At 51.5% G+C, this 22,094-nt stretch carries 22 protein-coding genes, 1 tRNA gene and 1 pseudogene; 8 read left to right on the top strand and 16 right to left on the bottom strand.

Annotated features, from left to right (window positions below):
* The first annotated feature begins 12 nt into the window (after positions 1 to 12).
* Both OGX97_RS15095 and OGX97_RS15090 read left to right on the top strand, forming a co-directional pair.
* Positions 13 to 780: an amidohydrolase gene (locus OGX97_RS15095; RefSeq protein ID WP_279850355.1), complete on the top strand. Its 768-nt coding sequence runs from the start codon at positions 13 to 15 to the stop codon at positions 778 to 780.
* Positions 781 to 959: 179 nt separating this feature from the next.
* A complete protein-coding gene (locus OGX97_RS15090) occupies positions 960 to 1,370 on the top strand; it encodes a Spy/CpxP family protein refolding chaperone (protein ID WP_279850354.1) in 411 nt (136 codons plus the stop codon).
* A gap of 15 nt (positions 1,371 to 1,385) precedes the next feature.
* Here the strand turns inward: OGX97_RS15090 and OGX97_RS15085 are convergent, their stop codons facing one another.
* The 9 genes from OGX97_RS15085 to OGX97_RS15045 form a co-directional block, all read right to left on the bottom strand.
* Positions 1,386 to 2,105 (bottom strand): EAL domain-containing protein, encoded by a 720-nt coding sequence (locus tag OGX97_RS15085; protein ID WP_208744666.1) that lies wholly within the window; start codon positions 2,103 to 2,105, stop codon positions 1,386 to 1,388.
* Between the two features lies 1 nt (position 2,106).
* Entirely contained in the window at positions 2,107 to 3,774 is a 1,668-nt protein-coding gene (locus OGX97_RS15080; RefSeq protein WP_279850353.1) for an O-antigen ligase family protein, read from the bottom strand.
* A 1-nt stretch (position 3,775) separates the two neighbouring features.
* Positions 3,776 to 4,318 carry a fimbrial protein gene (locus tag OGX97_RS15075; RefSeq protein WP_003830815.1) on the bottom strand — a complete coding sequence of 181 codons (543 nt, stop codon included), beginning with the start codon at positions 4,316 to 4,318 and terminating at the stop codon, positions 3,776 to 3,778.
* 9 nt (positions 4,319 to 4,327) lie between these two features.
* Complete coding sequence (locus tag OGX97_RS15070) at positions 4,328 to 5,392, bottom strand: fimbrial protein (protein ID WP_057068865.1); 1,065 nt, start codon at positions 5,390 to 5,392, stop codon at positions 4,328 to 4,330.
* Positions 5,389 to 5,994 carry a fimbrial protein gene (locus tag OGX97_RS15065; protein ID WP_048214874.1) on the bottom strand — a complete coding sequence of 202 codons (606 nt, stop codon included), beginning with the start codon at positions 5,992 to 5,994 and terminating at the stop codon, positions 5,389 to 5,391. Before OGX97_RS15065 ends, OGX97_RS15070 begins: the two co-directional genes overlap by 4 nt.
* 12 nt (positions 5,995 to 6,006) lie before the next feature.
* Positions 6,007 to 6,783 (bottom strand): fimbrial biogenesis chaperone, encoded by a 777-nt coding sequence (locus tag OGX97_RS15060; protein ID WP_424953244.1) that lies wholly within the window; start codon positions 6,781 to 6,783, stop codon positions 6,007 to 6,009.
* Positions 6,784 to 6,809: 26 nt separating this feature from the next.
* Positions 6,810 to 9,281 carry a fimbria/pilus outer membrane usher protein gene (locus tag OGX97_RS15055; RefSeq protein ID WP_079935333.1) on the bottom strand — a complete coding sequence of 824 codons (2,472 nt, stop codon included), beginning with the start codon at positions 9,279 to 9,281 and terminating at the stop codon, positions 6,810 to 6,812.
* 41 nt (positions 9,282 to 9,322) lie between these two features.
* Positions 9,323 to 9,871 (bottom strand): fimbrial protein, encoded by a 549-nt coding sequence (locus tag OGX97_RS15050; RefSeq protein ID WP_020996612.1) that lies wholly within the window; start codon positions 9,869 to 9,871, stop codon positions 9,323 to 9,325.
* A 69-nt stretch (positions 9,872 to 9,940) separates the two neighbouring features.
* The gene (locus tag OGX97_RS15045) at positions 9,941 to 10,489 is read right to left on the bottom strand and encodes a fimbrial protein (protein ID WP_048236091.1); all 549 of its coding nucleotides are present in this window, start codon (positions 10,487 to 10,489) and stop codon (positions 9,941 to 9,943) included.
* Between the two features lie 645 nt (positions 10,490 to 11,134).
* Between OGX97_RS15045 and OGX97_RS15040 the strand changes: the two genes are divergently transcribed.
* Together OGX97_RS15040 and OGX97_RS15035 are read left to right on the top strand one after the other, a co-directional pair.
* Positions 11,135 to 11,923, top strand: a complete 789-nt coding sequence (locus OGX97_RS15040; protein WP_020996613.1) for a winged helix-turn-helix domain-containing protein — start codon at positions 11,135 to 11,137, stop codon at positions 11,921 to 11,923.
* A gap of 1 nt (position 11,924) precedes the next feature.
* Complete coding sequence (locus OGX97_RS15035) at positions 11,925 to 12,443, top strand: hypothetical protein (protein ID WP_003830806.1); 519 nt, start codon at positions 11,925 to 11,927, stop codon at positions 12,441 to 12,443.
* Positions 12,444 to 12,600: 157 nt separating this feature from the next.
* On the opposite strand, the gene OGX97_RS15030 is transcribed toward OGX97_RS15035, so the two are convergent.
* Positions 12,601 to 12,677 (bottom strand) — tRNA-Asp (locus OGX97_RS15030).
* A 133-nt stretch (positions 12,678 to 12,810) separates the two neighbouring features.
* The gene (gene dnaQ / locus OGX97_RS15025) at positions 12,811 to 13,539 is read right to left on the bottom strand and encodes a DNA polymerase III subunit epsilon (protein ID WP_095533177.1); all 729 of its coding nucleotides are present in this window, start codon (positions 13,537 to 13,539) and stop codon (positions 12,811 to 12,813) included.
* Between dnaQ and rnhA the strand changes: the two are divergent.
* Positions 13,493 to 14,071, top strand: a pseudogene (gene rnhA / locus OGX97_RS15020) (ribonuclease HI). The gene dnaQ and the pseudogene rnhA overlap by 47 nt on opposite strands.
* On the opposite strand, the gene OGX97_RS15015 reads toward rnhA, so the two are convergent.
* Positions 14,068 to 14,790, bottom strand: a complete 723-nt coding sequence (locus tag OGX97_RS15015; RefSeq protein ID WP_048214878.1) for a class I SAM-dependent methyltransferase — start codon at positions 14,788 to 14,790, stop codon at positions 14,068 to 14,070. The pseudogene rnhA and the gene OGX97_RS15015 sit on opposite strands and share 4 nt — an antisense overlap.
* Before the next feature lie 33 nt (positions 14,791 to 14,823).
* Between OGX97_RS15015 and gloB the strand changes: the two genes are divergently transcribed.
* Positions 14,824 to 15,579 carry a hydroxyacylglutathione hydrolase gene (gene gloB / locus OGX97_RS15010; protein WP_279850350.1) on the top strand — a complete coding sequence of 252 codons (756 nt, stop codon included), beginning with the start codon at positions 14,824 to 14,826 and terminating at the stop codon, positions 15,577 to 15,579.
* 71 nt (positions 15,580 to 15,650) lie between these two features.
* Positions 15,651 to 17,009: a murein transglycosylase D gene (gene mltD / locus OGX97_RS15005; RefSeq protein ID WP_048236093.1), complete on the top strand. Its 1,359-nt coding sequence runs from the start codon at positions 15,651 to 15,653 to the stop codon at positions 17,007 to 17,009.
* Between the two features lie 49 nt (positions 17,010 to 17,058).
* Here the strand turns inward: mltD and OGX97_RS15000 are convergent, their stop codons facing one another.
* From OGX97_RS15000 to OGX97_RS14990, 3 genes are all read right to left on the bottom strand, one after another.
* Positions 17,059 to 17,829, bottom strand: coding sequence for a class I SAM-dependent methyltransferase (locus tag OGX97_RS15000; RefSeq protein ID WP_191215139.1), 771 nt, complete (start codon positions 17,827 to 17,829; stop codon positions 17,059 to 17,061).
* 76 nt (positions 17,830 to 17,905) lie between these two features.
* Complete coding sequence (locus OGX97_RS14995) at positions 17,906 to 18,706, bottom strand: endonuclease/exonuclease/phosphatase family protein (RefSeq protein ID WP_008783770.1); 801 nt, start codon at positions 18,704 to 18,706, stop codon at positions 17,906 to 17,908.
* Between the two features lie 131 nt (positions 18,707 to 18,837).
* The gene (locus OGX97_RS14990; RefSeq protein ID WP_008783769.1) at positions 18,838 to 20,013 is read right to left on the bottom strand and encodes an MFS transporter; all 1,176 of its coding nucleotides are present in this window, start codon (positions 20,011 to 20,013) and stop codon (positions 18,838 to 18,840) included.
* Positions 20,014 to 20,117: 104 nt separating this feature from the next.
* On the opposite strand from OGX97_RS14990, the gene yafC reads away from it, so the two are divergent.
* Entirely contained in the window at positions 20,118 to 21,032 is a 915-nt protein-coding gene (gene yafC, locus OGX97_RS14985) for a DNA-binding transcriptional regulator YafC (protein ID WP_008783768.1), read from the top strand.
* Between the two features lie 21 nt (positions 21,033 to 21,053).
* On the opposite strand, the gene dkgB is transcribed toward yafC, so the two are convergent.
* Complete coding sequence (dkgB, locus tag OGX97_RS14980; protein ID WP_008783767.1) at positions 21,054 to 21,857, bottom strand: 2,5-didehydrogluconate reductase DkgB; 804 nt, start codon at positions 21,855 to 21,857, stop codon at positions 21,054 to 21,056.
* Positions 21,858 to 22,094: the final 237 nt, after the last annotated feature.

The following is a 22,094-nucleotide window of genomic DNA, read 5'->3' as shown; positions in this document are numbered from 1 at the left end:
GGAGCCTCGATCGTGCCTGGTTTGAAAATTACTCTGCTGCAACAACCCTTGATCTGGATGGATGGCCCGGCCAACCTGCGCCATTTTGACCGACAACTGGAAACCGTCGCCGGACGTGATGTCATCGTGTTGCCCGAGATGTTTACCAGCGGATTTGCCATGGAAGCGGCAAATAAATCGTTGCCGCAGGAAGAGGTCGTAAGCTGGATGCGCGTCAAGGCGCAACAGACCAACGCCCTGATCGCGGGCAGCTCTGCTATCCAGTCTGAACGCGGCCCGGTAAACCGCTTTTTTCTGGTTGAGCCCGAAGGTAATGTGCATTTCTACGACAAGCGCCATCTGTTCCGCATGGCGGACGAGCATCAGCATTACCATGCAGGTGACGCGCGCGTTATTGTTGAATGGCGCGGCTGGCGCATTCTGCCGTTGGTCTGTTATGACCTGCGTTTTCCGGTATGGTCGCGTAATCGCAACGATTACGACCTGGCGTTGTATGTTGCCAATTGGCCTGCGCCGCGTTCGCTGCACTGGCAGCTTCTGCTTGCCGCACGGGCGATTGAGAACCAGGCTTATGTAGCAGGATGTAACCGCGTGGGCACAGACGGTAACGGCCATCATTATCGCGGTGACAGCCGGGTGATTAATCCGCAGGGTGAGATTATTGCCACCGCCGAGCCGCATCAGGCCACACGCATTGACGCCGAACTGTCACTCTCAGCGCTGCGCGAGTATCGCGAGAAGTTTCCCGCCTGGCAGGACGCCGACCCGTTCACGCTATAACTACCGCCTTCACTCCCGCTGCACTACGTTTCTTGTGGCGGGATTGTTTCACTCCGTAACCAACCGCAAAACAAATTCGCGTGGCGACATGCGGTGAGCATCGTATTCTGCAAAGGATAATCACTCGTAACCAGCGAGTGGCAGACAATGTCGATAATTTCCTTATCAGGATTTCAATAATGAAGAACTTCTTACGCATGACTTTGCTGGCGGCTACCTTAGCGGGCGCTTCTTTTAGTACGCTTGCAGCAAACGTATCCAATGTTCCTACTCCAGCTCAGGACCCGGTCGTTCAGCATCTTAAGCTGACCAACGACCAGGTGGCGCAGATTAAAAAACTGCACCAGCAGCTTGAAACCAACGTAAGCCAGATTTCGGTGAAAGATGTTAAAGACGGCGCGTTGATTGACGTCATCAAGTCCGGGAAATGGGATGAAGCTGCCGTTCAGAAACAGCTTTCCGCGTTCAGCAACATCGAACAGCAGGCGCGTTATTATCGCGTAAAATACTATTTTGACCTGAACAAAGTGCTGACCCCAGAACAGCGCCAGCAGGTGCAAAAAGATATCGCACAGACGCTGAGCGAGTAATTGTCAGAGCCTGAGTCAGCAATGATTCAGGCTTTTCGGTAAAATTTCCTGCTCAAACAGAAAGCCCTGTACAGCATCTGCGCCGCTCATACGGCAAATGGCATAATCCTGTGGTGTTTCAACTCCCTCAATGACAACCCGTTCACCCAGCCCACGAAATTGATTGACCAGAACTCTCAACTGCCACTCCGATGTTCTGAACTGATGAAACATTCCGCTTTCAATTTTGATGGCATCGAAACGGATGCCCGACAGCCGCCAGACAAAAAATAGCTCAGGCGAAACATCATCCAGCCACACGCGAAACCCGTGACGCACCAGCATTTTTACGGCAATGCATACGGCCTGCTGCTCTGCCTTATCCAGGCGCATCATGGAGCCCGGATCCTGAATTTCAATAACAATCCTCCCCTGATGCACCTGCTTTGTGAGACGTGTGATCCATGACAGACTGGTCAGCATCCTGACGGATAAATTCAGCGAATAGCTTCCAGAGAGGGCCAGCACCCGCTGCATTTGCCATAGAAAAAGCTGCTGTTTTGCCGTGATGGAAAGGTGCTTGAAAAACAAATCCAGTGGGAGCGGTGTGCGTACCTGACTTAACACCTCACAGACATCCAGCGATGCGTCATCAAAAAAATGAATGCGCTGCAAACGGATCCCGGTGATCCGCAGCAGTTCGGCGTTGCGGGGAAGTTCTGGCACATAACGGGCCTGTTCACTGAATCTGTTCATATCATTCCATTATTTTATTAAAAGGACGTCGTGCATTCTGCAGCCACGGGATACGGCGATCGTTTGGGTATATCAGGCAAAAGCGCGTCGCCAGACGATGCGCCTCGACCAGGTCGCGCTGTTGCAACGCCAGTAAGATTTGCGTGAAGGAGACATTAGGGTCTGGGTGAACGCGCACATAGTCAGGCGCCCAGCGGCGAACCGCTTCCAGCCAACGTGCGTCCCGGGTACGCTGATACCGTTGCAGATACCCCATCTGGACATCAAACCGATAGCGACTGGTAAGAAGCCAGCCTCCTACAGGGAGCTGTTCGGCAAGATGCCACTGCGTTGACTGCCTCTCCGCCAGCGTCAATTGCTGTTGCGTGTGCAGCGTGAGAAGCAGCAATGGCGCGACGGTCAGTAACGAGATAAACCCTGCCGCGCGAATCAGCGACGTCGACGTAAGCGCCAGGCGTATTCCCGTTCGCGCGCTGTCTGCACATCGAAGCAACAGGATCAACAGCAGCCAGTGTGGCGTTGACTGCCTAACGGGGTATTCCGTCAACATATGAATAACCACCGGCAGTGCCGCCACCAGGCAGGCGCGACGCCAGCAATTACCGTGCAGCCAGAGCCATAAACCACCCGCTATAAAACAGAGTGCCCCCGCAAGCCCAACCAGACCGCCCTCCACCAACCACAGCACCAGTTCGTTGTGCGGATGCGAAATGCTGCCCAGCCCCAATGGCCCCGCGCGTTCGAGAAACACGGCAGCAAAACTGCCCACGCCCCACCCCATCCACGGACGTTCGGCAAATAATGCCAGCGACGTTTTCAACACCGTCCAGCGCACTTGAGAAGTCGTCAGATGATCGACCGTGACCACAGACAAAAAATGGCGGGCCGTAGCCCCTATCGCTACGCCTAACGCCAGCGGCAGTAGAAGCAGCAGCAGCGTGCGCCGTTGCGCCGGGAAAACCGCCAGCAGCAGCACTTCACCGATTACCAGAGACAGGTAGCCGGTTTGCGACTGAGATTCATGCAGCACAAATCCCATCATTACCAGGCCTATCCCAATGGCAATTCGATACCCGCGGTGCAGACGTAAAAAGAGCGGCGCTGACAGCAGCACACCGCATGCCGTGAAGCTGGCTATCAGGTTGACCTGCTGAAATATCCCGTAGGGTCGCGTACCGCGCCGCCAGGCAAACTCCCAGTATTCAACGCCCGGCAAATGCCAGTACTGATAGACAAACGCCAGACATTCAATGACGCACGCTCCCCATAGCAGAGCCAGCAGTGCCGTTAAGGTGTTTGCCGTGAGCGGAATTTGTAATGTGACCAGATAGACGCTCACACCGCCCAGTAACGCCCCCGCCACCAGCAGTGCCTCGGCCTGCCAGACATCAGGCGTTAGCAGGCAAAGCAACGTCAGGATGAACGCCCCGACTGTAAAACCCGCAGCGGGCACAGTGATGCGCCAGCGTTGACGAGGCACCAGCATCAATACGCTTGCAGCCAGTACAACAGCGTAGATCCAGCTCGTAATATTAAGCGGCAACGACAGACCGCTGCCGCCGTTGTTCGGCCAGTAGAGATGCATGGCCCCACACCAGAAAAACAGACTAATACCGAGCAATAATTTCTGCGCAGGCAGCGGCGCAATGCGATTCAGTACGTTCATCATGCTACTGGTAGTTCAACGTCCAGGTCCCGCTGGCGCTGAACGGACCGTATTCGAGAGACTGATTTTTTATCGCCGATGGCTCCGCTGCGACCCACGCCAAGAAATTCAGCGTCATCGAGCCTTCTGTTATCTCTTTAACTGACGTGCTCTCATCAAGGCGGATTGCCGTGCCGTCTTCTTCGCTCATCCCAATCCCGATCCCTGACGCGCCGCCTTGTTCACTGCTATCCAGCGCCAGATGATCGGTCAGCTCCGCATCCTCACGACCGCTGAAGGTAACCGAGATCCCACGGAAAACCTCAGGGTTGCAGTCGCGTAACTGGATGCTGAATTTTTCCGGCTTACTGCGCCCCGAGAGATAGAGATCCTGTGTCGCGATTTGCTTGAAATCGACCTCGATTTTGTCGCCTCCCGGTGCAAGGCTGCAGGCCAGGGCTCTGATGGTGCCGTGAAAATACATATCGCCGCCGACCAGTTTGGTGTCGGCCTGCGCCATGCCACCTAGCAGTAACATACTGGTCGCGAATAACGCCGAGAATCTCATGACATCCCCCTACTGAAACTGCGCGACAACGGTGGCAGAGGCTTCAAATTCACCTTCTTTCACGCTTCCCACGCCCGGCTTTGCCACCGGCGCGGCGGTGAGATTCCAGTCGCCCTGATTCTGGTAAAATCCCTTCACGTTGTAGAATTGATTGGGCACGACGGTGCCACCACTCTCGTCTTTAAGCATAATGCCGAGATCGTCGCGCTTTTGTCCGCCGCTCAGCGTGCCAAGGAGATTACCGTTAAACCCCGCCGTGCCTGACGCCGTGGTCGTTTGTATACCAAGATTAATGTTCAGCGCGCCCTGATCGAAACTCCCGCCTTCACAGACCACATGTATAGGGACTGACTTGCTGTAGTTAGTGCCGTTGAGCCGGGCAGCGGATCCAGGCAGATCGCCAAACTCAATGCTGATTTTGTCTCCCCGGTTGAAGGTGCATTTGTCCGGGACGGTAATCAGCCCGGATTTAATCACCACGCGAGAAATCGCCGTGGTTGGCGTAGGTCCCGCGCTTCCCATGCGCCCGGCCACCTCCACCAGCGACTGGGAAGTGATATTGATGCCATTTATAATGGGTTTAGTGACAATAAACGTCACTTTCCCTTTTGAACCACTTTCAACGTTAGTCGCTCGCGTGTAGCCCTTACGCTTTTTACAGCTGTTGTTGCTGTTGCGGTTTGAAACGTTGGTAAAAGGCGCCTGCACATATTTTTTATAGCCCCCAGCAACCCACACCTGAACTTCCACATCCAGATACTCGTTTAGCCGAAAACGGTTCGCCCCCTGATTTGAAGGCGGCATCGTGGTTGTGGTGGTGTAGTAAATTGGTGCTCGGGAGATGTCAGCCTGTTCGCAATAGAAATTCACCACATACCAGCCGCCCAGATTCCATGGGAACGGCTCCGTTCTGCCACCCACGTGGTTTTTACTGACATCCAGCGAGCTCAGTTCAATATCGTACTGATGCGGCGACCCACCTTCCGGCTCACCTTCTCCCTGTGTAAATGCCTGCCCGGCCAACGGACAACCTGCCAGCACCAACCACAACAGCGTTTTACGTAATACGCTCATAGATACTCCAGCTTAAGTCTGACCAGACCGTTAAATTCTCCGGCGGTCACCTCTCGCCCAAAAGATTCCAGCGCGGCAAGAAAATGAATGGCGTTATCGCCCGGTTTGAGGATCCACATGCGTTGCGGTTGGTTCAGGTGGATTAACTGATTACGTTCAGTCAGTAGTCGGATGCCCGCGCCGCGAACATCGCCACGAATACGCCCCAAATCGCTGTTTTCCGGTGCGCCTTCAGCCATTAGCGTCATCGAAACACCACGCTCCACCGTGCTGTGCGCAAGCTCAGGCATCTCACTGGTCTGCCCAGGGAAATCCCTTAAGGTATGACCGGAGCCCTTTAAACAGCCATTCAGATACAGCGTGACCAATACCGGATCGCTGCGATCGCCGCCCTGGCGAAATCGGCTGGCGGAAATATCACCAAGATCGATAGTCTGATCGCGGGAGGCCATATCCAGCACGCACGGCGAAACGAACACCCGACCATGAAAGCGGACGTTGCCATACTCGCCGGACACATTGCTCATATCCTGGCGACCGCTTGTGGCCTGAACCGAGCAGGCCATGCCCGCCATCAGCAGAGCGCAAAGCATCTTTTTCATTTACGAATCCTGTTACCGGGGCTGTTGCTCCATCGGCAATGCTTTACACACATTGCCTGTGCAGCTGAATTTCAATTCGGGATGACCGCCAAAATCGTTCACATACATCATGCTGAACTGGCTAACGCTGCCGTCGGCCACGCTGAAATCGAGAGAGGACTTTGGTGAAACCATAATCCCAGGGAAGTCAGTCAGCCTGTCGCCGCCCTGCGCTTCAGGCTTGCGGCTTAAGCCGATTAAGGTAACGAAGTACGGCGTTGGGTTATCCACACTCCAGCGCTGCCCCTGCTTATGAAAGACCAGTTGGTTTTGCCACACGGCGCCCGGTGTTTCCGGCACGATGGCGGTCGGACGGTAGAACAGTTTGATGCGCGACTGCATCGCCAGTTGCAGCACGTTCGGCTTATCCGGCTTGGGCGGAATTTCACGCACGTTCAGGTAGAACAGACTTTCGCGATCCTGCGGCAAAGCGTTAATACCGCTGGTTTTTGTCACACGCGCAATGCCCTTTTGCCTGCCGTTAATCCGTTGTAGCGGCGGTAAAACCATCAACGGCGAGGTAATTTTTGTTCCATTGGCGTCTTCCACCCACGACTGAGCCAGAAACGGAATGCTCGGACTGGTGTTGGTTAAGTTCGCACTGACAGATCGCGCATCACCGGTGATAATCAGACGGGTACGGTCAAGTGCAATGCCCGCCCATGAGGCGTTGATCTCTGCAATAAAAAGCAGACCGCAGACCACGGGTTTGAGCCAACGCTGCACGGAGTAAAATGCTTGATTTTTCATGACAAAATTCATTCAGGTTATTGATATTATTCACAAGGCAACAGCACGTTACCTTCCGGGTTGATTTGTTGCGGCACCTGTAAGTGACACTGCGCGCGACCGCCCCAGGCAACAGAAAGACGCTCGGCTGGATTCACACCCGCAATCCAGGCCATGCCGTTTTCCATCACCATGGCGACGCTGACACCGTTGGCGTTAAACACTTCGGCACCAAACGGCGGTACCGAACCATCTTTCAGGCGCAGCAGCGCCATCATTTTTTGCCCCTGCGCCACGGCGAAGCGCTGATAACCAATCGCGCCTTCCGTCAGGGTGTTGGTGACGATGGCTTTGGTCGCGGAAATGTCCTCGTCCATTGCATCCACATCGATACGGGTATCAAAGCTGTGATAGCTGACGACGTCCGGTACGACGGCAATACCGAAGCGGTTTGAGTGCGCCTGTTCGCCGTTCAGCGGTACATTCGCCACACCGTCGGTATCAACCATCACCCTGGCGGTATTCATCGACGCCTGGCTGTTGTGTAGCGCCGCGCCATGGCGCGTTGCGGTAAAGCCGCCGCGCATCGTGCCACCAACGGAGAAATAGCGTGATTGCTGCCAGCTGACGTTAGATTCCAGTTCCGCCATCATGCTGCGATGCTTGTAGTAGCCATCAAACGCGGTGTGCCCTTCACCGGAAACCCCTGCGCGCAGTCGCCATGGATTGTTACGGTCGCGGTTATCGGAATACGAAACCATCTGACTGGTCTGGCTGCCGCTGTTTTGCACTTCATAATCCATTGAGCGGCCATCGCTCCATGGCACCGAAATGGACAGCGAAAGGCTGTCGTCCCGTTTGCCCTGATACTCAGAGCGGTAAGCGGCAAGGTTGGCGCTGATCCCCTGAATGCCTGCGAACGAAAAGCTGTGTCCCATCGACACCCCGTAACGATCCTGAGAGCCACGATCCCAGTAATTCTGGTGGGTATAGGTCAGATACAGCGTGGTCGCTAATTGCGGGTCGTCAGCAAAAAAGGTCTTGTTACCGGTGATGGTGTACATCTCTTTTTCGTTGCCGGCGCTGTTGTTATTTTCATACTGCTCGTCGAGGAACTGCGAGAAGGTGCGGAAGTTACGCTGTGAAAAACGGTAACCGGCAAAGGTGATGGCGCTGTTGTATTCATCAAAGGTTTTGGCATAGCTGAGCTTAAAGGACATCCCTTTTTGTTCAGCCTGATGCTTCACCCGGCTCACGGATTGCGTCGCATCAGCCGACAGCGCGCCCAGCCAGCTCAAATCCCGCCCAATCCCCATCGACCAGGCGTTATAGCGATCGCCAGTGAGCAACGCGCCACCGTACAGTGACCACGCATTGCTGACCCCCCATGAAAAATCACCGCTATAAAATGCAGGTCCCTGGACGTCGTGGTTATAACGCGATGGCTTACCGACAGCGGCGTTGTAACGAACATAGCCCGGGCGCGTCAGGTAAGGGATATCTGCCGTATTGACCTGAAAGGTTTGTACGCTGCCATCCTGCTCTTCGACACGAACATCCAGCGTGCCGCGTACCGAGCCGTGTAGATCCTGAATATTAAATGGCCCCGCAGGAACGGTGGTTTGATAGATAACACGCCCCTGCTGACTGACGGTGACCTTCGCATTACTGCGGGCGATGCCGTGCACTTCGGGCGCGTAGCCCTGCAAATTCGGTGGTAGCATGCGCTCGTCGCTGGCAAGGTTAGCCCCGGTAAATCGCACTGAATCAAACACCTGGGAATTCAGATATATTTCACCGACCGTCAGTTTTGCAGCCTGCATAGGTAACGGGCGATAGGCATAGATCTGATCCCAGTCGATACGCCCACGATTTTCATCCGAAGCATAATTGGCCTGATACTGACCACGAAAGCGCCACGCGCCGAGGTTAAAGCCCGTCTGTCCATAACCAGACAGTGAGCGGTAATGATCGCCACCTTGTTCGTAATGTGTGGCCTGGCCCGAAACGCTGTAGTCGAAAATCAGTCCCGCGACGCCGTTATCCCAGCGCTCCGGCGGCGTCCAGTCTGGATCGGTATATTTCATCCATGCCTGAGGCACGGTAATGTCCAGTACGCCTGCGCTATTATTCAGCACCACACCCGGCAGGCGGGAAATGTCATAGCAGGTCGCGCTAATCGGATGAATATAGGTCAGCGCCTCTTCTTTGAGCGCCAGTAATTCGAGCTGTTGCGGCGTCAGGCACGCCATGGATTTATGCGAGTTGGCAGGATCAACGATATAACGGATCGACTGCTGAGGAATCTCCTGGCTGTTAATACGAACATCCAGCAGATATTCTCCGGGAGTCACAAAGTTGCCTTCGGAAAAACGCTGTAAATCGACATTTTGTCTGTCACTGGCATCCAGGACGTCAGTATTAAATTCAATAGACTCATCCGCTTCAGCCCATGAAGAGGCACAGACCAGAGCAATTAAAAGCGCCAGACGTTTTTTATCTGTTTTCAGCGTGATCATTTTCGTTCGCAAACCTTCAGATACCCGAATTGCTGTGTAGCTCAGAGATAATTCACAACAAAATGCGTGACTGCAGTAAATTCACCAGACGTCATTCTTCCGTCGCGGGAGATCAAATAAGCCGTAAAATTGAGCGTGTTTTTCCCTGGGTTAAGCGCATAATCCGGTGATGGCTCACCCAAATGAATTTGCTTGCCTTTGCCGTCATATATTTCTATCGCTAAATTTTCAGTTTCCGATTGCACGCTCAGATAATCAGGATTGTCACTATCCGGTGCGCCGGAAAAGGTAATATTGGCGCGTTGGAACAGATTCCCGGGGTGTTGAGAATCCCCTAATGAACATCCCAGCAAATGAATGCTGAAATCATGCGCAGATACTTTTTCAGGTTTTCCGGAAATATCTCTGGCTGAGAGGTCATCAAATTCAACCAGCAGCGACCGGTCGCGTGGATCGACATAACAGGCAGCCTCAATAATATTTCCCCGCATGCGCATTTTGCCGGGCGTACTGACAAGACGATGGGTGTCAGCCAAAACCCATGCAGGCGATATGAAGATAAAAAGCAGTAAAATACGCCATCCAGGCATCACCGCATTTCCTTTCAGTTATTCGCAGGAAGGGTTAAGCAGGCGCATAATTGCGCCCGCAGCAGATCGTTACTGATAATCGATCTGGAAATTAACGGTAGATTCGAAGTCACCCGGGGTTACGGCTGCGGATGCATTGTTGGCCTGCAGATAAGCAACGAAATCAATGTCGGTTTCGCCATCGGTAATGTTGACCTGAGATGCGGCTTCGCCCCATTTCACATCCTGGTTACCACTGTCAATCATACCGATGCCCGCGCCCTTTGCTGTACCCGAGGTAAATGCAGCCAGCGCATTGTTGTCGGTATCAATCGTTGCCGGGGTGTAGGTTACTGTGGCGGTTTTCGCAACAGTTGTATCGCAGCCCTGCAGAACGATTTTGGCATGCTTAACACCAGCACGTTGGTTGTCTTTTAACTGAGAAGTTGGGATCTCACCAAAATTAACCTGCACCGGGCTGGATTCTGGGGCCAGACCGCATGCGGAATTAACCAGAGAACCAGTGAAGTGAATTTTACCGTTAGTCGGTTCAACATTTTTTGCAGCGAAAGCAGAAGATGCAGTAAAAGACATTCCCGCCATCAGCGCACAAGCCACAGCCACGTTTTTCATTTTCATATTACTACTTAACCTTATATCTGTTTTTTGGTTATTCCGACGATCTATTTCCACAGACAATTTATGCAAGGGAAACCCTGATCTGCAGGTGGCGGAAGTGCATTTCCTTGCAAACAATCCATCTCAAGCCACCCTGTATTTTGAACTTCATTGGTATTCCATCCGAAATACCGCCCACAGTTGTTTACGCTGTTTCGGGGCTTATATTAAGTCGACGAAAAAATGACACAATGCAAAAATCCGGTATTAATCAAACTCAGGGAATCGTGTTGTAACACTGTCTGTAGAGCGATCGTTTACCTAAAAAATAGCCAAAAAACACGCCGACACCAGTGTTAATGTCTATTATTTATAATCTTTATAGAGTTTTTATCTATCAACTATTTTTTTATTTAGCCAGAAGAACAGGCAAAATGTATTTATGAATGTTTTGTAAAAATGAAATTGGGCATCAAAAGCGAGTAATGACAATAAGATAGTGAAAGAGAGGAAGGAGATTGGAGGATTCTATTAGATATATTAAGAGATTGTTATATAAATATTAATAAAGCGATCTATGGCACAATCATTTTTTATAAATGAATTATGTTATGCTATTGCTTCCCCCACTCGAATGCGAGATATCCTGCTTTAAAGGAGACATCAGTGATTTCTCATATACCAATAAACAAAATTAAATCCGTAATTATTGGTGAAGGCTTAGTTTTCAGACCACATAAAAATACCCTAAAAGACCTGGCATCTGGTGAAATGGCCACATTGAATAATGTGGCAACACAATTACTGCTCTATCTGTTGCAAAATGGTAAAGAGATATCCTCGCGCGATGAAATTCTGCGGAATGTTTTCCAGCATAATGGCGCCAGAGCGACGGATGCTAATCTCAATCAGCACATTTCATTTCTGCGCAAAGCAATAACGTCTACGGGCCATCCTGCAGAACTGATCGTCACCATTCCGCGAATAGGATTTCGGATGAGCGACGCCAGTATCAATATTCAGCAACTGGAGGAATCGCAAGCGCCCACCAGAATAGTCAATGTTGCATTGACGCCCAGGAAAAAGAAACGAAACCTGTGGCCTGTCACGATAACAACGTTAATTACCGGCATCGCCGTGCTGGCGACAGCGTGGTTAACATGGATACCCAATGAAATCGCGATGACGGACGCGGCGATCCTGCGGACTATCGACTACGAGCAATGCCGTGTGCATATATTAGGAAACGCCCTCACCGACACCATAACCGAAAAAAAAGCGCTGGATATTTTCAAGTCCGTGGGTATTAACCCCAACTGTTCGTACCCAAAAGATCTGTATCTCAATACCTGGGCGAGCAACCATAATCTGGTTGAGTGGTCGTTTGCCGCTGAATGCGGGCTAAACCTCGGCTATTACCATTGCATCAGCCAGTATCGCCATCATGAGGAATGATATGAAGCAGGAAAGCGATCACTCTCCTTTACTATGGTCAGTCGTGATTGCCATTTTTGGGCTAGCGGCTATCGCTTTTTTTATTATCGCCGGGAATGCGAAAAAACAAGAAATCAGTTTTTCCTGCTCCTCGGAATTCACGTCGATACTCGACATCCAGAATACAAAAAAGGAACTCCACGGAATAATGCTGATAACCAGCTACAACTCCGGACACCTTTCATTGTCAGTCCAGGGGAAACTCAAAAGTGACGACGGCGAGTTCGCTGTTAACCGAAAACTGTTCTTTCGCTATGCCCGTCCACTCGGCCATACCGCAGGCGTTTTTATGCTCACTCCCGATGGTCGGGAAAAATCCCCCGATGATGACGCAACGGACGCTGTCGACTATCTCTTCTTCGACGCTTACGAACGTGCCGACAAGCTGTATATGCTAAAGCACCTGAATGAGGAAACGGTTCTTATTGGCGATAACTTCTCACCCCGCTTCGCCTGCGTGATGAATCACTTCGCGAGTTAATCGCCTTCTGGATATGCGTCGGGTTAAGGATGACCTGATGTGTTGCCCACCCGAAAGCTCGGGCGCGGTCGATAAAGCGTGATAATGAGATTATTATTTTTGGGCGGGCTAAAACGACGAAAGCCTGAATCATTTCTGATTCAGGCTTTCTGAATAGTGGCGGAATGGACGGGACTCGAACCCGCGACCCCCTGCGTGACAGGCAGGTATTCTAACCAACTGAACTACCACTCCGCGTTGTGTTCCGCTTGGGAACGAAGCGAATATTACGGATTGCCTCGCGCCTCGTCAACGCTTTTTCTCACGTTTTTAATCGTTTGCTGCAAAAATCACCCGAATGGCCATTTTCATACGGTAAACGTACAAACTATGCCCGCCAGAGGCAACTTCCGCCTTTCTTCTGCACCAGGTCAAGGCGTGACTCATGGGCCGCTAACTCTTCATCAGTAGCGAAAACAACGCGTAGTTTGCTGGACTGTCGCACAATACGCTGAATCCCCGTGTCATTCTGCTGCTGGCTGTCGCCTTCCATTGAGAACGCCATCGTGGTCTGCCCGCCGGTCATCATCAGATAAACGTCGGCCAGAATCTGGGCATCGAGCAATGCGCCGTGCAGGGTTCGTTTACTGTTGTCTATCTCATAGCGCGAGCATAACGCATCAAGGCTGTTTCGCTTGCCAGGAAACATTTTCCTCGCCAGCGCCAGGCTATCGGTTATTTTGCAAAATTCATTCGTCTTCGGAATATCACGCTTGAGCTTCGCGAATTCGTAATCCATAAAGCCGATATCGAACGATGCGTTATGAATGACCAGCTCCGCGCCGCGAATGTAGTCGAGAAACTCGTCGGCTACATCGGCAAACGTAGGTTTATCGAGCAGGAATTCGTCTGCGATTCCGTGTACGCCGAACGCTTCCGGGTCCACCAGCCGATCCGGCTTCAGGTAAACGTGGAAGTTATTGCCGGTCAGGCGGCGGTTCACCACTTCAACCGCACCGATCTCAATGATCTTGTGGCCTTCATAGTGGGCGCCAATCTGGTTCATACCGGTGGTTTCGGTATCGAGGACGATCTGTCGTGTAATTCCAGTGCTCATAACGGTCATTTATGTCAGACTTATCGTTTGATTTCGATTTGCTAAAACAGGAAGTCTACCAGAGATGCTTAAACAGGTAGAAATTTTCACCGATGGTTCTTGCCTGGGAAATCCAGGGCCTGGTGGTTATGGGGCGATTTTACGCTATCGCGGGCGCGAAAAAACCTTTAGCGAGGGCTACAACCTCACCACTAATAATCGCATGGAGCTGATGGCGGCAATCGTTGCGCTGGAAGCCCTGAAAGAACAGTGTGAAGTGATACTCAGCACGGACAGCCAGTATGTGCGCCAAGGCATTACGCAGTGGATCCACAACTGGAAGAAGCGCGGCTGGAAAACAGCAGATAAAAAACCGGTGAAGAACGTCGATCTGTGGAAACGTCTCGATGCCGCGCTGGGGCCGCATCAAATCAAATGGGAATGGGTTAAAGGCCATGCGGGCCATCCGGAAAACGAACGCTGCGATGAGCTTGCGCGCACCGCGGCCATGAGCCCGACTCAGGATGATATTGGGTATCAGACTGAGGCTTAAGCGTCCGGTTTACGGTATTGCCGGGTCGCGCCAACGGCATGACGGATAGGCGTTTTGCTTTTATTTTGTTTCATCGGGTTGAGCGTAAGCGGAATGGTTCGCTTGCGCGCAACCACCAGCTGTAAACAGCCCAGCGCGGGGATATGGGCGCTTAACATTTTCCCGCCCTTCTTGTTCCAGGGCAGAACATGAAAACGACTATAGTGCAGCACTTCAAAATTCAGTAATGATAGCCAGTCCAGTTGACGCATGAGGGTAAACATCCGACTGTTATAGGGCGATGTCTTGCGCAATACGGGCACCAGTTTACGCAATCCCATCAAGCTTACCGGGTTAAAACCGCTCAGAATCAACCAGCCGTCATCAATCAACACGCGATCGGCTTCACGCAGTAGGCGATGCGGATCGGAGCACCACGGTAACGTATGGGCCAATAAACAGACATCCACGGACTTATCGGCAAAGGGAAGATGCAAAGGATCGGCCGTCACCTGCATGGGAGATCCCTGCAAAGAAACATTTACCTGATGAGAAACCGCGCACGCTTCAGAATCGATTTCTGCGCTTAAATTACCAACCTTAAGCAGATGAAAACCGTACATTTTTGCAAACCACGGGTTAAGCTGATGCTCCAGCGCCTCACGATAGTGTTCGCCCCAGGGCAAATCATCCCAGCTAACGGGCGCTACGACAGTTTGGGGGATCCTTGCCGGTTTCATCACAACCTTCCGTTACGCATTGAGAGGTAATCTATGAATCTTAACAGTATTCCTGCATTTCAGGACAATTACATCTGGGTCCTGTCAAATAATGACCAGCATTGTCTGATTGTGGACCCGGGTGAAGCGGCTCCTGTTTTGAAAGCCATTGCAGAGCATAACTGGGTGCCGGAAGCCATTCTGCTAACCCACCATCATCAGGATCACGTTGGTGGAGTGAAAGAACTCCTGCAACATTTCCCACAAATAGTGGTATACGGACCGGCTGAAACGCAAGATAAGGGAACGACACACGTAGTCGAAGATGGCGATATTGCACTCGTTTTGGGGCATGAATTTAGGGTAATTGCTACTCCTGGTCACACTTTAGGACATATCTGTTACTTTAGCCATCCTTACTTATTTTGTGGTGACACGCTCTTTTCTGGCGGTTGCGGTCGACTTTTCGAAGGTACAGCAACTCAAATGTATCAATCACTTAATAAAATAAACGAACTTCCTGACGATACATTAATTTGTTGCGCACATGAGTACACATTAGCAAACATGAAGTTTGCCTTAAGCATTCTCCCGCACGATTCGTTCATAAATGAATATTATCGTAAAGTTAATGAGTTACGCGTAAAAAAACAAATGACACTACCCGTAATTCTGAAAAATGAGCGGCGAAATAATCTTTTTTTGAGAACGGAAGATATTGATTTAATTAATGAAATCAACAAAGAAACAATATTGAAACAACCTGAAGAGCGTTTTGCCTGGTTAAGGTCAAAGAAAGATACGTTCTGACAATTCCGGGTTGCCTTTTGAAAACTTCGCCGTTATGATCGGTCGTCTTTTAAGCAACTATTGACACACACATGAAGGCAAAAGCGATATTACTCGCCTCTGTCCTGCTTGTTGGGTGCCAGAATACTGGTAACGTCCAACAACACGCACAGAGCCTTTCTGCAGCTGGTCAAGGGGAAGCAGGAAAGTTTACAAGTCAGGCGCGATGGATGGACGACGGAACATCTATCGCTGCTGATCAAGATTTGTGGGCTTTCATTGGTGACGAGCTAAAGATGGGAATTCCGGAAAACAGCCGGATTCGCGAACAGAAACAGAAGTATTTACGCAATAAGAGCTATCTCCACGATGTAACTTTACGGGCAGAGCCGTATATGTACTGGATAGCCGGGCAGGTTAAGAAACGTAACATGCCTATGGAACTGGTACTACTACCCATAGTGGAGAGCGCTTTTGATCCTCACGCAACGTCTGGCGCCAATGCCGCAGGTATTTGGCAGATCATTCCGAGCACGGGGCGCAATTATGGTTTAAAACAGACCCGCAGTTATGATGCACGTCGCGACGTTGTGGCTTCCACCACCGCCGCGCTGGACATGATGCAGCGTCTGAACAAGATGTTTGATGGCGACTGGCTGCTGACCGTTGCTGCTTATAATAGCGGTGAAGGTCGTGTCATGAAGGCAATCAAAACGAACAAAGCTCGTGGTAAACCCACTGACTTCTGGTCGTTGCCATTGCCTCAGGAAACGAAGCTATACGTGCCTAAAATGCTGGCATTGAGCGATATACTCAAAAACAGCAAACGCTATGGCGTACGTCTGCCAACAACAGACGAAAGCCGCGCGTTGGCACGTGTTCGCCTGAGTAGCCCGGTTGAGATGGCTCAGGTTGCTGATATGGCGGGTATTTCCGTCAGCAAGCTGAAGACCTTCAATGCAGGCGTGAAAGGCTCCACATTGGGTGCCAGCGGCCCGCAATATGTGATGGTGCCAAAGAAGCATGCAGAGAAGCTGCGTGAGTCTCTGGCTTCAGGCGAAATTGCAGCCGTGCAGTCAACGCTGGTCGCGGATAACACGCCGCTGAACAGTCGTAGCTACAAAGTTCGCTCTGGCGATACGCTTTCTGGCGTCGCGTCACGCCTTGGCGTGAGCACCAATGACCTTAAGCAGTGGAATAACCTGCGCGGGTCATCCCTGAAAGTGGGTCAAAACCTGACGGTGGGTGCGGGTACCAGCGCACAGCGTCTGGCGAACAACAGCGATAGCATCACCTATCGTGTGCGTAAAGGCGACTCGCTGTCGAGCATTGCCAAACGTCACGGGGTTAACATCAAAGATGTCATGCGCTGGAACAACGATACGGACAATCTACAGCCAGGCGATCAGCTCACGTTGTTTGTGAAAAACAACGGTATGCCGGACTCCTGATAGCATTGTAGAAATGAAGGCACTGGATTCCCCCCAGTGCCTTTTTTATTTATCCCGCTTTATGTGCCTCAACCATTATCGTGTCGCTGATAAACGAGCCATCTTCCTGTAACGCAAAGTAGGCTTTCACGTCTGCAGAAGCACTTTGTTGGTATGCACGAATCGCGTCGCTCAACGCCGCGGGCGTGCGCATCCTCGCGACCCACGAACTGAACTCCAGCGGCAGGCGATCGGTTAACAAAGTATCGGCAATCAAATTGGCATCGTTGATTAACGACAGCCACTCTCCACTGGAATAGTTACGAACGTGCGAGGTATCGCGTAACGCCTCCACGGTTTGCAACCAGATATCACGTACTGGGTGGCCTGGCGACATCACATCCATCACAATCAATACACCACCGGGCTTCAGAACGCGGTTCACTTCCCGCAGCGCGCGTCCGACATCATGCCAGTGATGCGCAGAATAGCGGCTAATCACCACGTCAAATTCGCTATCTTCAAATGGCAGACTTTCGGCATAACCCTGGCGTGTGGCGACATTCTCCAGGCCTCTGTCTTTTGCCGCCTCAGCGACCACCTCAAGCATCTGCGACGATAAATCATAAGCCACAACCTGCTTTACGTGTTGCGCGGCTACAAAGCTGGCATGCCCCGCTCCACATCCCATATCCAACACACGGGCCTGCGGAAATGCCGACAACCTTTCCCCCAGACGCAGCAAGTCACGGCCAGAGGCGTGCACCGCACTGGTTAAATAGGCATTAGCCTGAGAGCCAAACTGTTTTTCGACGTTGTCATGGTGAGAGCGAGTTGTCATTGTGTTGTCCTTCGGTTGTTGTGAAATAGGAAGGGCAACCATCACAGGCCTGCCCTACGGCAGACCTGACACACCGTTATTGTTCAGGTTTGCCGGGACTGAATTCAACGAGTAGCGGGTTGTGATCGGATGCACGGGTGACCAGCACAGAGGCTTCACTCACGTTCAGACCACGATAGAACACAAAATCGAGAGGGCGACCAAACGCGCGCCGGCGCTGATCGTCAGTAAAACGTACCTGGCGCAGCGACATTTCTCGCGCAAAGCGGTACAGCGCATTCATCCGTCGACGGCTCCAGGCATTGAAATCGCCGGCCATAATAACCGGACCGCTGTGATGAGCAATCTGATCGCCAATGGGAAGTAACTGCTTACTATAAACATCGACGCCGAGGCTAAAGTTAACCGCGTGGATATTCACCACCATTAATAATCGAGAGTCAGGCAGCGGATACACCGTTACCAGAGCCGATTTCGCCAGCCGTAAAATAGGCTCACGCTCGCGCAATGGACAACAGTAAACAGGATGAGCAGCAGAGAGCGTCATGACGCCAGAGGGATGCTGAGGCAGCACAAAGGCAGGAACCTGATCGGCAGCAAGGTAGTTAGCGGTCGCAAACTGCACCAGTTCTGGCGTGGTTTGCGCTTCCTGTAATAATACCAGATGCGCATCTTTGCCAAAATTCTTCAGCACCGACTGCCATTCTGCGCGCTGCTGTTTAAAAATATTCCATACCAGCACGCGAATGCGGTCTTCACTGCTTAACGGAACGCCTGCGGGTAATGCCTGGCCAATATGCGCAAACGACCCCGGCGGTAAAATCCGCTCGGCGGGTTGTCCGGCAACATAACGCATGGCATAGGTGTTTTTTCGCACTTTAGACTTTCAAACCTCTGTAACGTCAACCAGTCCGCAGCCGGACTGGTTCTTCTGTTATAGGGATTTTAGCACTCACTTTCAACGAACAATTGCAGTTTGTTTTGTAAGTGGGCGCTTACATCAATGATTTACCCCAGAGCAACACGCACGGGTTTATCAAGACGACCGCTGACCCCCATCAGCAGGAAAGCTACCAGAACAATGAGGGCGCCAATCCACGGCGTCTGTGCTAAACCATAATGCTCGACCGTTTGCCCGCCAATCACTGACCCCAGCGCAATCCCAATGTTAAACGCCGCAATGTTTAACCCTGACGCCACATCTACAGCATTAGGCGTAAATTGCTCCGCTTTCTGTACCACGTAGACCTGCAACCCCGGCACGTTACCAAAGGCAAAGATCCCCATCACCAGAATGGTAGCCAGCGCGGCGTACTGCGTGGAGGCCGTCAGTTGGAAGACCATCAGCAGAACAAACAGCACGGCGAAAATGAATTTCAGCGCAGGAACCGCACCATGCTTATCTGCCAGCTTACCACCCCAGATATTACCGATAGCCACTGAAACACCGTAACCCAGTAAGATCCAGCTTACTGCTGCCGGGGAGAACCCCGCCAGATCCTGCATCATCGGTGCAAGGAAGGTGAATGCCGTGAATACACCGCCGTAGCCCAGTGCCGTAACGGCGTAAATCAGCAACAGACGGGGATGAGTCAGCACCTTCACCTGGTCGCGAATGCTGGCGGCTGCACGACCGGGAATGTTGGCAGGGATCAGTAACTGGCTACTGATCAGTGCAATCACGCCTAACATTGATACCGCGAGGAAAGTCTCACGCCAGCCAAAGTGCTGACCGATAAATGTTCCCAGCGGCACGCCGGTGACCAGCGCCACCGTTAAGCCACCAAACATAATGGCAATGGCGGAAGCCGCTTTCTCTTTTGGCACCAGACTTGTCGCGATGGTAGAACCAATCGAGAAGAATACGCCATGTGCCAGTCCAGTCAGCAGACGAGCAACAATGAGTGTCATATACCCGGGTGCCTGCCATGCCAGCAAATTCCCCGCCGTAAACAGAACCATCAGCGCAACCAGTAACTGTTTACGTGGCAGGCGTCCGGTCAGAGCGGTCAGTACCGGCGCGCCAATTGCCACACCCAGCGCATAAATTGAAACCAGCATCCCGGCTGAAGGTAACGAGATCGCCAGCTGTTGAGCGATGGTCGGCACCAGACCAACAATCACAAACTCAGTAGTGCCTATAGCGAAGGCACTTATTGTTAGTGCAAATAAAGCGAGAGGCATAAATAACTCCGTAACATCAGTAATCAGATGACACGCAGTATGCCTGGATGTTTTAATGACAAAAATATTCAAAATCTCAATATAATTTTGCTTCAGGTGCAAAAATGAAAGCAACCTCCGAAGAACTTGCAATTTTTGTGGCGGTAGTGGAAAGCGGCAGCTTTAGCCGGGCGGCAGAACAGCTTGGACAAGCCAATTCCGCGGTCAGCCGGGCAGTAAAAAAGCTGGAGATGAAATTGGGCGTCAGTTTGCTTAATCGCACGACCCGACAGCTAAGCCTGACCGAAGAAGGAGAGCGCTACTTCAGGCGGGTGCAGCAGATACTGCAAGAGATGGCTGCAGCAGAAACTGAAATCATGGAGTCGCGTAATACTCCGCGCGGCCTGCTGCGCATCGACGCAGCAACACCGGTGATGTTGCATTTCCTGATGCCGCTAATCAAGCCGTTCCGGGAGCGGTATCCTGAGATGACGTTGTCTCTCGTCTCCTCAGAAACGTTCATCAATCTTATTGAACGAAAAGTGGATGTTGCTATACGAGCGGGTACACTGACTGACTCGAGTCTACGTGCGCGTCCGTTATTTACCAGCTATCGTAAGATTATTGCCTCACCGGACTACATTGCCCGTTTTGGCAAGCCAGAGAGCGTCGAGGAGTTAAACCAGCATCTGTGTCTGGGGTTTTCCGAACCAGTTTCACTCAATACCTGGCCGATTGCCTGTAGCGACGGACAGCTGCATGAGGTTGAGTGCGGAATTTCTTCCAACAGTGGAGAAACGCTAAAACAGCTTTGCCTGAATGGCAACGGCATCGCATGTCTTTCAGATTATATGATAGATAAAGAGATCGCGCGGGGTGAACTGGTGGAGTTATTGGCAGATAAACGTCTGCCGGTAGAGATGCCTTTTAGCGCAGTTTATTACAGCGATCGTGCCGTCAGTACGCGCATCCGGGCATTTATCGACTTTTTAAGTGAATATATAAGAACAGCTCCCGAAGGAGCTGTGAAAGAGGGTTAATGGGTACAGAGGGTCAGGCAATTAATCCCAATCAGGGGCCAGACCTTCCGGGCTGACCAGACGATCGTTGCAGTCCAGTGCCGCGATCGCTTTTTTATCTTCGGCATCCAGATGCAGTTCCAGCGCCAGCAGGTTGCTTGCCAGGTTTTCACGTTTGGTAGAAGAAGGAATTACGGAGTAACCTTCCCCCATTGCCCATGCCAGAATAACCTGCGCCGGGGTCGCGTTATGTTTAGCGGCAATGTGCGCAATCACTTCATCTTTCAGCGCTTTACCATAAGCCAGCGTCATGTAAGAGGTGATGTGGATGCCCTGTGCTTTCGCCCAGTCAACCACCTTACGGCTCTGCAGATACGGAGACAGCTCAATCTGATTGGTCGCAATGTTCTCTGCACCTACTGCGGCAATGGCTTTTTCCATCAGCGGAATGGTGAAGTTTGAGATACCAATTTCGCGAGTCAGCCCCTGCTGTTTTGCTTCGAGCAGCGCCTGCATGAATTCCTCAACAGATACCGCATCACCTGGAGATGGCCAGTGGATCAGCGTCAGATCGACATAATCTGTACGCAGCTTCTTCAGGCTTTCTTTCAGACTTGGGATCAGTTTTTCTTTGCTGAGATTTTCAATCCAAATCTTGGTGGTGATATACAGCTCGTTACGCGGTACGCCGCTTTCGGCAATCGCCTGACCAACAGCCGCTTCATTATCATAGATTTGCGCAGTGTCGACAGCACGGTAGCCTAGCTCAAGCGCCGTTTTAACAGAAGCGATAACCACGTCGTCTTTCAGGCGGAAAGTACCTAAACCGAATGCAGGGATAGTCATAGAATTCCTCTTTTTAATCACTATGTTCGTTAACTGAGAGGATTATGAGCTTAAGCTCTTTATAGAAAAAGAGTGAAAAATGCAGAGGATTTTTGCGGATTCAGCAATAATTAAATTGCAGACAAAGAAAAAGCCCTGAGCGTTAGCTCAGGGCTCTTAATAAGTGGCGGAACGGACGGGACTCGAACCCGCGACCCCCTGCGTGACAGGCAGGTATTCTAACCAACTGAACTACCG

This window comes from Citrobacter sp. Cpo061 (assembly GCF_030332845.1).
Lineage (GTDB): Bacteria > Pseudomonadota > Gammaproteobacteria > Enterobacterales > Enterobacteriaceae > Citrobacter > Citrobacter portucalensis.
This window is presented reverse-complemented; position numbering and strand designations above follow the sequence as displayed.